We start from the raw sequence: 12,862 nt of genomic DNA, 5'->3' as shown, positions 1-12,862 counted from the left end.
AATCATGAGCAAAAAAGAATTAAGAATTGGATTAATAGGATGTGGTTTCATGGGAAGAACCCATTCCAATGGATATAAACGTGTACCTAATTTCTTTCCTGACCTGGAATATACACCCGTGTTAAAGGCTGTATGTTCACGCAGTGAAGCAAAAGTGAAAGCATTTGCAGAACAGTGGGGATATGAATCTTACGAGACCGATTGGAAGAAGCTGATCGCTAGGGATGATATCGATGCTGTTGATATCTGTACCCCAAACAATATGCACATGGAGATTGCAGTAGCTGCTGCCGCAGCCGGCAAAATGGTACTTTGTGAAAAACCGCTTTCAAGAACCTTGGAAGAGGGCGAGAAAATGGTGGCAGCCGTGGAAGCCAATCAGGTGAAAAACACCATTTGGTACAATTACCGTCGTTTACCTGCGGTAACCTTGGCTAAACAGATCGTAGACAGTGGCAAGCTGGGCAAAATCTTCCATTACCGCAGCAACTTCCTACAGGACTGGACCATCAATGAAAACCTTCCTCAAGGGGGTGCCGCATTCTGGAGAATGGATGCCGATGCTGCAGGTTCAGGAGTAACCGGAGACCTATTGGCGCATTGTATAGATCTAGCGATGTGGATCAATGGAGGCATCAAGGATGTGTCGGCCATGACCGAAATCTTCGTAAAGCAACGCATGCATGAGGAAACTGGCAAAATGGAAGATGTAAAGATTGATGATGCCTGTATATTCCATTGTCACTTCGACAATGAGTCTTTGGGATTGTTTGAATCTACGCGCTATGCCCGTGGGCACAAAGCCCTATTTACTTTCGAGATCAATGGTGAAAAGGGTTCATTGAAATGGGACTTACATGATATGAACCGATTGGAGTATTTCAACAACGCCGATGATTCGATTGTTAAAGGATGGAGGTCCATTCACGTTACAGATGGCGACCAACCTTACATGGATAAATGGTGGGTTCCAGGTCTATCTTTGGGCTACGAACATTCCTTTGTCCACCAAGTAGCAGATTTTTTACAAACGCTAGAAACAGGGGCCGAATGCCACCCAACTTTTAGGGATGCACTGGAAACCCAGAAGGTCTGCGAAGCCGTTATCAACTCGGCTAAAAACAGAAAATGGGAAGATACCCATGTGGATTGGAAGAACAAATAAGTCTTAGAGAAATCCAATATGAAAAAATTATTCAAATATAGCTGTATCTGCCTCAGTGCTACTATTTTATTAGGATCATGCAATGGAAGCAATGCAGAACAGAACAACAAACAGGACAGTACCGCCAGCGATACGGTAGGGTTAGACGATGGTTATATCGCCATGTTTGACCCGAATTCCTTATCCGGCTGGGAGGGTGATACGACCTATTGGAAAATGGAAAATGGGGTCCTATCGGGCGAGATCCGAGCGGATCAAGAACCATTGAAAAACAATACATTTTTGATCTGGAACGGTGGGGATGTAGCTGACTTTTCATTGAAAACTAAATTTAAAATTTCCGAAAATGGAAATAGTGGTGTAAATTACAGAAGCGATCGTTTCACAGAGGTGCCGAATGCCCTACGGGGGTACCAAGCGGACATTGATGGAAAGAATAATTACACTGGTCAAAACTATGAGGAACGCAAGCGAACAACCTTAGCTTACCGTGGTCAGCGAACAGAAATATTGAACCCTGCAGATGGAAATAAAGGCGAGTCGAAAGGCAATGCCTGGACAAATATGAAGGTGATCGATTCTGTAGCTACCGATGAAGAATTAAAGACCATAGTAAAACCGAATGATTGGAATGATCTGGAAATCGTTGCTGAAGGCAATAAACTAACACATTTTATCAACGGAAAGGTAATCGCTGAAGTGATCGACAATGATCCTGAAAACCGCAAGGAGAAAGGATTGATTGGTGTGCAAGTGCATGTTGGTCCACCAATGAAAGTTGAATACAAAGACATGCAGATTAAAATTTTAAAGTAATCATAATATAAACTGCAATATGGAATGGAAAGAACAAGTGCGAAATACCTTATTCGAACTGCTGACAGCAGAGGAGAAAAGCTATTTAGAGGAATGTGAGCGAACGATTGCAGATAATTACACTACAAGTTTTGTAAAGATATTTTCCTCGTTAAGCAGGAAATTAAATACCAGCAAGGATAAAACAGTAAGTATGGTCCAAGAGGATAGCAATCCCTTGATTGTCGAGAATTGGACCGTACTTAGACTTGCGCGGGTATACCTATTGAGTTTGATCGAAGATCAACAAGAACCCTATTTTACTTTTATCGAGAAGTTGTTCAATTATGCTGATATGCAAGAGCAGGAAGCCTTGTATTCGGCATTGAACATTTTCCAGTTCCCAAGAATCTGGATTGACCGTTGCCAAGAGGGTATTCGGAATAATATTGGGCTGGTTCAAGGCGCTATCATGGAGCAGAACAAGTTTCCTGCTACCTACTTAAATGAAGAAGCCTGGAACCAAATGATTTTAAAGAGCTTTTTTACCGGCAAGGATATCAAGAAGATTTATGGTCTCTACGACCGCAACAACATCCATCTTGCAAACTCCATTGTCGACTATATTTATGAACGCGATTCTGCCAATCGAGAGATCCACCCTATGCTATGGGTTTTGGCGAAGGATCACTTACCTCCTCGCGCTAAAGAAATCTTGAAGCAGCAAAACGTTAGCCCAGAATTATTAGAGAAAAATTAAAAACAGACAGGAATGTGCACAGAATTAAATAGAGACCTAGCGAGTATGGGGAGACCAATGTCGCTAGACTTTGAATTAATTAAAGGGATGAAATTTGTGGACCCACATATTCATATGGTTTCACGAACGACGGATGATTACCAAGCGCTGTTTGATGCAGGTGTTCTTTTACTGATCGAACCTGCCTTTTGGGTCGGACAGCCAAGAACTGGGATAGATACCTTTAAGGATTATTATAGTAGCCTGATTGGATGGGAAAGATTTAGGGCTTCCCAATTTGGGATTAGACATTTTTGTACCATCGGACTTAATTCTAGAGAAGCAAACAATGAAGCTTTAGCAGAACAGGTTATGGAATTACTTCCTCATTTCATTTATAAGGAAGGTGTTGTCGGGATTGGAGAAATTGGTTTCGATGACCAGACTCCTGCTGAAGATAAATACTATAGAGCTCAATTGGAGCTTGCCAAAGAAGCTGGACTGCCTGTCCAGGTTCACACCCCCCACCGTGATAAAACTCGCGGAACCACACGCAGTATGGATATCGCTATCGAGCATGGCCTAGACCCTCAAACCGTCATCATTGACCATAACTCAGAAGAAACGGTTAAGGAAGTATTAGACCGCGGTTTCTATGCCGGATTCACCATCTATCCATTTACCAAAATGGGCAATGAGCGCATGGTGGATATCGTCAAAGAATATGGTTCTGATAGGATCATGGTCAATTCAGCAGCAGACTGGGGAATCTCAGATCCATTGGCAGTGCCAAAAACTGCTGCATTGATGCTGCAACATGGTGTTTCAAAAGAAGATGTCATCAAGGTGACCTATCAGAATGCTTTAGATGCGTTCAAGGTCAGCGACCATCTTGATTTAAATACCCTGGACAAGACTTTATTTGCAGATCCTAATGAGAAATTTGAAGGTAATACAATCCTTCGTGGTGGTCAACAACCTAGGTTAAATAAGGATTCTATTATTATTTCTTAATACCGTCGCGTATGTTGAAACCATGGATCCAAATCATCAGGCCGTCCAATGTTTTAACAGCCATATCTGATGTTTTAGCTGGTGTCGCTTTAGCCTGCTTGTTTCTGCAACAAGATTTACCCCCGGTCAATCCATTGATCTGGATTACCATTTCCAGTATGTTACTCTATACTGGCGGGATAGTCTTTAATGATGTCTTTGATGCCGCTTTGGATAAAGTGGAGCGTCCCGAACGCCCCATCCCTTCCGGAAGGATCAAAAAATCCGCTGCCAGCATTTTAGGTACCTTAGCCTTTGCCATTGGATCCTTTTTGGCCTATCAGGTCAATATGACCGCATTCTATGTTTCATTGGCCATCGTGCTGATGTGCTTATTGTACAATGGCAAAGCGAAACATCATTTCCTTGCCGGCCCTATCGTCATGGGAGCTTGCAGAGGTTTGAACCTTTTATTGGGAATGGCCGTTTTGCCAGATGCCTTGAGCTATTGGTATATCGCCATCATCCCGATTATCTATATCGCTTCAGTAACCAATATAAGCCGCGGGGAAGTATATGGAAGCAATAAGACTGCCTTGTTGGTTTCCATTGGCTTGTATTCCATTGTTATATTAACCTTACTTTACTTCACCTATAGCAGCAAAAATTACTTGGCCTTGGTTTTCATCCTGCTTTTCAGTGTTATGATCGGTTCACCGGTTTCCAAAGCCCTGAAAACATTGCAGCCACAAGATGTCAGGAAGGCTGTGAAATTTGGAGTACTCGCACTGATTTTAATGAATGCTAGCTGGATTGCCATATCTGGCCACTGGCTGCTAGCATTGGCCGTATGCGCCATATTACCGGTTTCAATCTTCTTAGCTAAGAAATTTGCCGTAACCTAAACCCTATTGAGTATGGAACGTGTATTAGAACAAAAATTCACTATTGAATATCAATATAATATCTTTTTCACTAAAGGTCTTTTCACCTTAGGCAACAACCTATTGAAAGATTTTCTTTCCCAGCACAGCAACCCTGGATTCAAACAGAAAATCCTCTTTGTTATTGACGCTGGATTTATGGAAAAACACCCTAATCTGACGGAACAGATCCATAATTATTTCATGGAAACGGAAGATTTTATTTTAGCGAGCGAGCCATTGGTCCTTCCCGGCGGAGAGATCTGCAAGAATGATACGACCTGCTTAGACTCCATAATCCAAGCGGTAGATCAGTATGGGATCGATAGACATTCCTATGTTATTGGCATAGGCGGCGGAGCTATTTTAGATCTAGTGGGCTATGCCGCTGCGATCTCGCACCGTGGCATCAAGCATATCCGTATCCCGACTACGGTACTATCCCAGAATGATTCGGGTGTGGGAGTAAAAAACTCGGTGAACTATAAAGGGAAAAAGAACTTTCTAGGAACATTTACCCCTGCAAAGGCAGTTTTCAACGATTATGAATTTCTGCAAACCTTAGATGAACGATCTTGGGTAGCTGGGGTATCAGAAGCCATCAAAGTTGCATTGATCAAGGATTTAGGATTCTATGAATGGATAGAAAATAATGCCAGTAAGATCAAACAAAGGAATTCTGTAGAAATGGAAGATTTGATTTTCCGTTGTGCCGATAAGCATCTGGAACATATCCGAAATGGTGACCCTTTCGAATTAGGATCTTCCAGACCATTGGATTTTGGCCATTGGAGTGCCCATAAACTGGAACAGATGACTGATTTCCAAGTATTGCATGGCGAAGCTGTTGCCATTGGAATCGCGATGGATGTCTTTTACTCCTATTTAATCGGTAATATTACAAAAGAAGAGGCTACCCGAGTGGTCAGTTTGATCCGTAACCTTGGTCTGCCTATTTACCATCCGATCTTGGACTCCGAAGAGGCAAGATTTATTTTGCTATCTGGTCTGCTCGATTTCCAAGAGCACCTAGGCGGAAAATTGACCGTGGTTCTTTTAGAGAAAATGGGTAAAGGAAAAGACTATCACCAATTAGATTATGACCTGATTATCCAAGCTATTGATTTTTTAAAGAACTTTAGTCAAAATCAAAACCCTGTTTATGAAGCTAGCTAATTCACATCTTTCTTATTGCAGCAATATCCATCCAGGTGAAGCCTGGAAAGACCATTTTCAAGAGCTTAAAACAAATTTACCGAAGATAAAAGCGGCGGTTTCAGCTGACCAAGACTTTGGATTAGGCCTGCGCCTATCCGCTCAAGCAGCCAAAGAATTGAGTGAACCGGAAGCCCTAAAAGAATTTCAGGGTTGGTTGAAACAAAACCATATCTATGTATTCACCATGAATGGTTTCCCCTATGGCGATTTCCATATCAAAGAGGTGAAGGATAAAGTGCATGCTCCTGATTGGACAAGCAAAGAGCGATTTGAGTATACAAAGAATCTGTTTGACATCTTAGCGCATTTACTGCCGGAAGGTCAAGAAGGTGGAATTTCTACTTCGCCTCTATCCTATCGTTTTTGGCATGAACAAAACACCCCTGAATGGCAGCAAAAGCGTGACCTTTGCACCAAACATATTCTATTGATCGCGGAACAGCTGTATCAAACAGAGGTTAATAGCTCGATCTATATGCATTTGGATATTGAACCTGAACCTGACGGTATGTTAGAGGATTCCAGGGAATTTATCACCTGGTATACAAACGAGCTGATCCCGATGGCCAGTGAGTTCTTTAAGGAAAAATATAAACTAGACGTCGATCAATCCAAGGCGATCATCAACAGATATATCTGTCTCTGCTATGATGTCTGCCATTTTGCTCTGGAATACGAGGACCATCAAAAGAGCATGGATGAATTGGAAAAACTGAACATCAAAATAGGTAAATTCCAAGTTAGTTCAGCCCTAAAGGTGTCCCTTGCAGAGGATCCAGAAAAAAGGGTTAACCAGAAAAACAAACTTAAAGAATTCAATGAGCCGATCTATTTGCATCAGGTCATTGCTAAAGATAGCGAGGGCAACCTCATCAAATACAAGGACCTTCCTGAAGCATTAAATGATCCCAATGATGCCAACCATGTGGAATGGCGGAGCCACTTCCATGTTCCTATCTTTTTGGAAAGCTATGGAGAACTGGACTCCACCCAAGAGGATATCATCAGGGTCATAAAACTGCATAAAGAAAAGGAAAGAACAAATCATATCGAGGTAGAAACCTATACTTGGGGCGTATTGCCCAAATCCTTGCAGGCTCCCATTGAAGAGTCCATCGCAAGGGAATTGAATTGGTTATTGAAAAAATTAAGGGATTAAATATGAAGAGAATTGCTGTAATTGATATTGTTGGGCTTTCAAGTTCCGTAATTGGAGAACATACCCCGTTCATTGAGAAATTCATCAAACAGAATAAACTACGTAAGATAAAACCGGTTTTGCCTGCATTGACCACTTCTGCCCAAACAACCTATTTGACGGGGGTGGCACCGAGTGAACATGGCATCGTTGGAAATGGGTGGTACGATCATACCGATTCAGAGATAAAATTCTGGAAACAATCCAACAAATTGGTGCAAGGCGAAAACATCTGGGTGACCGGAAAGAAACAGAATCCTGCATTTACCTGTGCACAGATGTTCTGGTGGTACAATATGTATAATGATGCGGACTTCTCTGCTACGCCAAGACCAAACTATTTGGCCGATGGCCGGAAGATGCCGGATTGCTATGCTTACCCTAGCAGCCTGCGCGATGAATTGACGGAGAAATTCGGGAAATTCCCTTTATTCAACTTTTGGGGTCCCAATGCCAATATCACCTCTTCCAATTGGATCGCGGATGCGGCCATGTATGTGGAGGAGAAGCATCAACCGACTTTAAACCTTATTTATCTCCCGCATTTGGATTATTGTTTGCAGAAATATGGTCCTAAAGGCGAAAGTGTAGCTGCGGAGTTAAAACAAATCGATCAATTGGTTGAAAAGCTTACCACCTTCTTCCAAAAAAGAAACGTGGAAGTGATCCTATTGTCGGAATACGGAATTGGCCCAGTCGATCAACCTATCCATATCAACAGAATCCTTCGCAAAGAAGGACTAATCGATATCCGAATTGAAAGAGGATTGGAACTATTGGATGCTGGAGCATCTGAAGCTTTTGCGGTCTCTGACCATCAAATAGCACATGTATATACCAAATCGCATGAAACTAGGGCTAAACTCAAGACCTTATTATCGAAGGTCGCTGGCGTAGCCAAAGTATTGGATAAGGAAGAACAAAAGGCTTATCAAATCGACCATGAACGTTCAGGAGATTTGGTCCTATTAGCAAATCCTAACGCCTGGTTTACCTATTATTTCTGGGAAGATGATGCTGTGGCACCGGACTATGCGAGAATGGTAGACATCCACAAAAAACCGGGATATGATCCCGTAGAAATGTTCATGACCTCCAAGTCTAGGGCAATCGGTAAACTTATCTTGAAGAAAATAGGCTTTGCGGCCGTTCTGGATATTACTCCATTAGATGCTTCCTTGGTAAAAGGTTCCCATGGCATTGTAGATGTAGCTCCAGAATACTACCCTATCTTGATCGGAGATTTTGATGGATTGGAGGAAAATGTAGAACCGACTTCCATTAAACAAATTCTCTTAAACAAGATTTTTGAAGCTAAAAACGCAGCAGAAACAGTTGTTTCTCAATAAATGTAGATATTTTGTAAATAGCCTGCAGATGAATTGTTAAAGATCAAAAGGAAATTCTTTTGCATCTTTAATTCAAACAAATGCAGCGCTATTATGTCGTATCATGCTATAGAAAATTTAGTGGAAGATGCCGTTCATCTCCTGGAACGAACTGATCTTCCTGCCGCGGAACAACGTAAAATCATTTTCAATCTCTACCAATTCCAAAATCGATTTGATACGAGTTTTACGGTTTTACGTTGTTTCCCGTATTTGGAAAAAATCGGTTTTATCAAGAAGCTTCCCATTGATCAACATCCTGATTATAAAAACAACCCTGAATATTTCAAAAACCTAGAAGATTCCGACTGGATCCTCAGTGATGTCAACAATGAGGAGGCTGATGTTGTCTTTCAGGAGGATGGATATATTTTCCCTGAGTATGGCTCCGAAACCTGGAAAAGATTGCTGGATGCTGGCCATTGGAAAGAAGCCCCTGAAAAACTGGAGCATATCCTCATTCCTAAATTGATTGCTGAGATGATCGAACTATCCAAGCAGCAAGACGACAAGCAACTGATGCATAATTTTTACTTGGCTTTTGTCAATGCCTATCTAGAAGCTGATATAGGTACAGAGGACGGCTTGGCAAAAGATTTTGAACAATGGATCAACAATCCTGAATTGATCAAGTTACATGAACTCCTAATCCAATATGATTTACTAAAGATCAAGAAGAAAGATACCGATTTTGAAGTTCCAAGACTGTCAGATGAATTATCCACGCTAGTAGATCCTGATGAAAGAGCCAAGGTTAGTTTTTTGATGGACCCTAAAAAATCTATTGAAAAAATATATGCTAACTACCAAAAGGAAAAAAAGGCTGCCATAGAATTACCTCATCATATCGAAACGATCTCAACCGTGGTTAAGGAAGCCATGGAAAAAAGTTCTTGGACATTTTTAAGTGAAAATATTGAACGCCCATTAAGTTTATACAATTGGGTATGGTACAAAGATCTTTCCGTAGCAAATAGACCAAGTCGTATTTTCACAGAAATAAGCTTAGATGTAGAATTGAGTTCTATTTTTGCCAAACAATATATACAGCATGCATTGCTACTTGAATGGCAAGGCAAGTCGCTTAGTATGGATTTGGAAGATGCTCAATTTAAGACTAACCCTTTCGAGCTAATTGAAGATAATGAAGTCGAAAAAAACCTCAACTTCTTAGGCTTATGGGTTCTGCCACTTAAATCTTCAGGGAAAAGAATCGCAACCTCCACCCAGCAATTCATGCAATACCTTGATGGATTAGGTACAGGTTATCTAGACCGGATAAATAAAGAGTTTCCAAAGCCTTTCTTTTCTAAGTCCTTTGCTTCGTATATCAAAATATTCGAATCCATGACACCGATCGATGATTTCTTATTGATCAATGACCTGTATTCCATTAGCACGTTATTTATCTATAACTTGATTCAACAAGGTAAAGAAAAAGAAGCCATGAAAATTTATGACACTATGGAAGGACGATTGACAGACCGTTTTAGAGAAAATATTCCGTGGTATAAGAATGAATTTTTACCCTTTATCAAAGCCATAAAAGCAGGTGAAAAACCAGCATTGCCTGCTATGTTCAGGAAGGATTAATAGAAATTCTTATCAGTATTTATTGCTTCGGAAAAGAGCAAAATGTTAATTTATTTTTTGCAAGAAGTATCGAATCTATGCTCCTGCGCAACAGTAAGATTTAGATCAAAGATTGAACTGTTTTATTCGGACCTTATTCGAGACATATTCGAGACACATTCGGAAAATTCGGAAGGTGCCTCGAATAAGATCAATCAAATTCCTTTATTAAGAAAGGTGAATAAGTTTCATTTTTGGAACCAATATTCGCATGATGGTCCAAGCCAATAAATAGGCGATCGAACAGACTGCAAAGATGATAAAGTAACCCGATTCAATCCCTTCGAATCCAAAAACTTTCATATTGGTTTGTTCGGCATAATCGAACAATACCCCTGAAACTTTATTGATCAGGAAAGAACCAACCCCGCCAGCAAGACCACTGATACCTGTCACCGTGGCAATAGCTTTCTTTGGGAACATATCACCTACGGCTGAGAATATGTTTGCAGACCATGATTGATGAGCTGCTGCACTGATACCGATCAGGATAACTGGAAACCAATACGAATATTCGCCCAATGGTTGTGCAAAAAGGATCAATAAGGGGAAGAAAGCAAAGATCAGCATGGCTCTCATACGTCCTGCATACACTTCCATCCCTTTCTTTTCCACAAAATAGGTGGGTAGCCAGCCGCCGATAATGGACAACATGGTAATGGCATACAGAACAAATATAGCAACCTGTCCTTCTATATCCGAGGATTTTATATCATAAACCGAACTTAAATAGGCCGGGAACCAAAACAAAAGAAACCACCATACGCCATCGGTCAGGAACTTACCAAAGATGAGTGCCCAGGTTTGTTTGAACTTTAGGCATTCTCGTATGGAGACCTTGGCTTTTACGGGCTTATCCGCTTCGGCTACTTCTCCATGATCGACATCCTGTTTGATGTAAGCCAACTCAGCGGCATTGACGCGTGGGTTTTCTTCTGGTTTTTTGTACATAAACTGCCAGAAACCCATCCAAATGAAACCTAAGGCTCCAATAATAATAAACGACATTTCCCAGCCGTATTTGGCTGCAATAACTGGAATGATCAAGGGAGCCAAAAGTGCTCCAATGGTAGTACCCGAATTAAAGATGGATGTGGAAAATGCCCTGTCTTTTTTTGGAAAGTATTCTACACAGGCCTTCATGGCTGCCGGAAAGTTTCCGCCCTCCCCTAATGCCAAAATGATACGCGCAAAGATAAAGACAGTGACCGAGATGTTAACCACTTTGGTGACATCCTCAATACCAGCGATGATTTCCTTGGCCCGTCCGAAAGTAACCAACCATTCTCCTGCTAATACCCCTGAAGTGATCATGCCACAGAATGCATGTAGGATAGCACCTACCGACCAGATCGCAATCGCCCATAAATAGCCTTTCTTTGTTCCAAGCTTATCGATAAATCGACCGGACAACAACATGGAAATGGCATAGACAATGGAGAAAATGGCCGCAACGTTACCATAGTCATTGTTGGTCCAATGAAATTCTGGTGCAATAAAGTCTTTCCAGGTCAGAGAAAGCACTTGCCTATCCAGGTAATTGATGGTCGTTGCGAAAAATATCAGTGCACAAACCGTCCACCTATATTTCGTAGGTTTACTAGTATCCATAATTTGTTGTTTATGTGGGTAGATCCTTGGTTAAGATCTCAAAATTCCTAATTCTAAACCTCGCAATTCTGCTAGGCCACGAAGCCTTCCAATGGCTGAATAGCCTGGATTGGTCACTTTATTGATGTCATCAAGCATTTTATGCCCATGATCGGGTCTAAATGGAATCGCCAAATCTCTGCGTTGGTTTTCTTCACTTAAGCCCTTAACGATCGCATACATATCCACGTCCCCATCCAAGTGGTCTGCCTCATAGAAGCTACCAAGGGCATCGCGCTTCACATTGCGCAGATGGGCAAAGTATACGCGGTGCTTCACCTTGTCCAAGATCTGTGGAAGGTTGTTTTGGGGTCCAGCTCCTAGTGAACCGGTACAAAAACAAATGCCGTTGAAATCCCTTGGTTGCTCTGAAATGATGTAGACCAAATCCTCCTCGTTGCTGACCACTCTAGGAAGCCCTAGGATGGCGTAAGGCGGATCGTCAGGGTGAATGGTCATCTTGATTCCATTGGCTTCACAGGTGTCCGCAATGGCGCCCAGGAAATAGAGCAGGTTCTGTTTCAACCCTCCTCTACCGATACTTTTATAAATATTGATGCTATTCTGTAAGGATTCTAAGCTGATATCCCCTTCGCCGGGAATTCCCATCAGGATATTAAACTGTAGATCAGTTTTCTCTTCCTCAGACATCTTGCTGAATTTCTCTTCAGCCAACTGTTGGATTTCTTGGCTATAGTCTTGGGCCGCTGCCTCTCTTTTTAAGATATAGATATCGAAGATCGCAAGGTCGATCCAATCAAAATAGAGCGCCTTAGATCCATCTTTCATGATCAAATCCAATTGCGTCCGGGTCCAATCCAAAACGGGCATAAAATTATAACAGATAGTCTTGATGCCGCAGGAGGCTAGATTTTGCAAGGATTGCTTGTAGCGTTCGATATATTGGTCTGCATTTGCAGATCTTGTTTTAATGGCTTCATGGACAGGTACCGATTCAACAACGGACCAAGTCAGTCTAGCTTCCTCAATAATCCTTTTCCTTTCCTGGATGTCCTCCAGAGGCCATACCTCACCGTGGGGGATATGATGCAATGCCGAAACTATGCCAGTAGCCCCAGCCTGCTTCACATCTTGCAAGGATACAGGATCGTTAGGTCCGTACCATCGCCAAGTCTGTTCTAAGAATTTTTTGTTTTCCAT

General features: G+C 41.7%; 11 protein-coding genes. 9 read left to right on the top strand and 2 right to left on the bottom strand.

All coding sequences use genetic code 11. The features are described 5' to 3' along the window. Window positions 1-4: 4 nt before the first annotated feature. The 9 genes from ACK2WI_RS07130 (at window position 5) to ACK2WI_RS07090 (ending at window position 10,012) form a co-directional block, all read left to right on the top strand. Window positions 5-1,165, top strand: coding sequence for a Gfo/Idh/MocA family protein (locus tag ACK2WI_RS07130; protein WP_409150205.1), 1,161 nt, complete (start codon window positions 5-7; stop codon window positions 1,163-1,165). Window positions 1,166-1,183: 18 nt separating this feature from the next. Then, complete coding sequence (locus tag ACK2WI_RS07125) at window positions 1,184-1,981, top strand: DUF1080 domain-containing protein (protein WP_409150204.1); 798 nt, start codon at window positions 1,184-1,186, stop codon at window positions 1,979-1,981. Window positions 1,982-2,000: 19 nt separating this feature from the next. Continuing rightward, window positions 2,001-2,720, top strand: coding sequence for an EboA domain-containing protein (locus ACK2WI_RS07120; protein ID WP_312696299.1), 720 nt, complete (start codon window positions 2,001-2,003; stop codon window positions 2,718-2,720). A gap of 12 nt (window positions 2,721-2,732) precedes the next feature. Beyond that, window positions 2,733-3,713 (top strand): TatD family hydrolase, encoded by a 981-nt coding sequence (locus tag ACK2WI_RS07115; protein WP_197700972.1) that lies wholly within the window; start codon window positions 2,733-2,735, stop codon window positions 3,711-3,713. An 11-nt stretch (window positions 3,714-3,724) separates the two neighbouring features. Continuing rightward, window positions 3,725-4,597, top strand: a complete 873-nt coding sequence (gene eboC / locus ACK2WI_RS07110) for a UbiA-like protein EboC (protein WP_409150203.1) — start codon at window positions 3,725-3,727, stop codon at window positions 4,595-4,597. A gap of 12 nt (window positions 4,598-4,609) precedes the next feature. Next, window positions 4,610-5,791, top strand: a complete 1,182-nt coding sequence (locus ACK2WI_RS07105; protein ID WP_409150202.1) for a 3-dehydroquinate synthase — start codon at window positions 4,610-4,612, stop codon at window positions 5,789-5,791. After that, entirely contained in the window at window positions 5,778-6,992 is a 1,215-nt protein-coding gene (gene eboE, locus ACK2WI_RS07100; protein WP_409150201.1) for a metabolite traffic protein EboE, read from the top strand. The genes ACK2WI_RS07105 and eboE overlap by 14 nt, the downstream gene beginning before the upstream one ends. 2 nt (window positions 6,993-6,994) lie before the next feature. Beyond that, on the top strand, window positions 6,995-8,380 hold the full coding sequence (locus ACK2WI_RS07095) for an alkaline phosphatase family protein (RefSeq protein WP_409150200.1): 1,386 nt from the start codon (window positions 6,995-6,997) through the stop codon (window positions 8,378-8,380). 93 nt (window positions 8,381-8,473) lie between these two features. Further along, window positions 8,474-10,012: a hypothetical protein gene (locus tag ACK2WI_RS07090; RefSeq protein ID WP_409150199.1), complete on the top strand. Its 1,539-nt coding sequence runs from the start codon at window positions 8,474-8,476 to the stop codon at window positions 10,010-10,012. A gap of 207 nt (window positions 10,013-10,219) precedes the next feature. Here the strand turns inward: ACK2WI_RS07090 and ACK2WI_RS07085 are convergent, their stop codons facing one another. Together ACK2WI_RS07085 and uxuA are read right to left on the bottom strand one after the other, a co-directional pair. Beyond that, window positions 10,220-11,662 carry an MFS transporter gene (locus ACK2WI_RS07085; RefSeq protein WP_409150198.1) on the bottom strand — a complete coding sequence of 481 codons (1,443 nt, stop codon included), beginning with the start codon at window positions 11,660-11,662 and terminating at the stop codon, window positions 10,220-10,222. Between the two features lie 30 nt (window positions 11,663-11,692). Next, window positions 11,693-12,862: a mannonate dehydratase gene (uxuA, locus tag ACK2WI_RS07080; protein WP_409150197.1), complete on the bottom strand. Its 1,170-nt coding sequence runs from the start codon at window positions 12,860-12,862 to the stop codon at window positions 11,693-11,695.

The sequence above is a fragment of the Sphingobacterium sp. BS-2 genome (assembly GCF_046161205.1).
Taxonomy (GTDB): domain Bacteria; phylum Bacteroidota; class Bacteroidia; order Sphingobacteriales; family Sphingobacteriaceae; genus Sphingobacterium; species Sphingobacterium mizutaii.
The sequence above is the reverse complement of the archived record's forward strand: the minus strand, read 5'-3'. Positions and strand labels throughout refer to the sequence as shown.

Coding starts and splice junctions, on each gene's coding strand:
- uxuA (WP_409150197.1), bottom strand. CDS start 12,862: ATGGAAAACAAAAAATTCTTAGAACAGACTTGGCGATGGTACGGACCT.
- eboC (WP_409150203.1), top strand. CDS start 3,725: ATGTTGAAACCATGGATCCAAATCATCAGGCCGTCCAATGTTTTAACA.
- ACK2WI_RS07085 (WP_409150198.1), bottom strand. CDS start 11,662: ATGGATACTAGTAAACCTACGAAATATAGGTGGACGGTTTGTGCACTG.
- ACK2WI_RS07120 (WP_312696299.1), top strand. CDS start 2,001: ATGGAATGGAAAGAACAAGTGCGAAATACCTTATTCGAACTGCTGACA.
- ACK2WI_RS07115 (WP_197700972.1), top strand. CDS start 2,733: ATGTGCACAGAATTAAATAGAGACCTAGCGAGTATGGGGAGACCAATG.
- eboE (WP_409150201.1), top strand. CDS start 5,778: ATGAAGCTAGCTAATTCACATCTTTCTTATTGCAGCAATATCCATCCA.
- ACK2WI_RS07125 (WP_409150204.1), top strand. CDS start 1,184: ATGAAAAAATTATTCAAATATAGCTGTATCTGCCTCAGTGCTACTATT.
- ACK2WI_RS07130 (WP_409150205.1), top strand. CDS start 5: ATGAGCAAAAAAGAATTAAGAATTGGATTAATAGGATGTGGTTTCATG.
- ACK2WI_RS07095 (WP_409150200.1), top strand. CDS start 6,995: ATGAAGAGAATTGCTGTAATTGATATTGTTGGGCTTTCAAGTTCCGTA.
- ACK2WI_RS07105 (WP_409150202.1), top strand. CDS start 4,610: ATGGAACGTGTATTAGAACAAAAATTCACTATTGAATATCAATATAAT.
- ACK2WI_RS07090 (WP_409150199.1), top strand. CDS start 8,474: ATGTCGTATCATGCTATAGAAAATTTAGTGGAAGATGCCGTTCATCTC.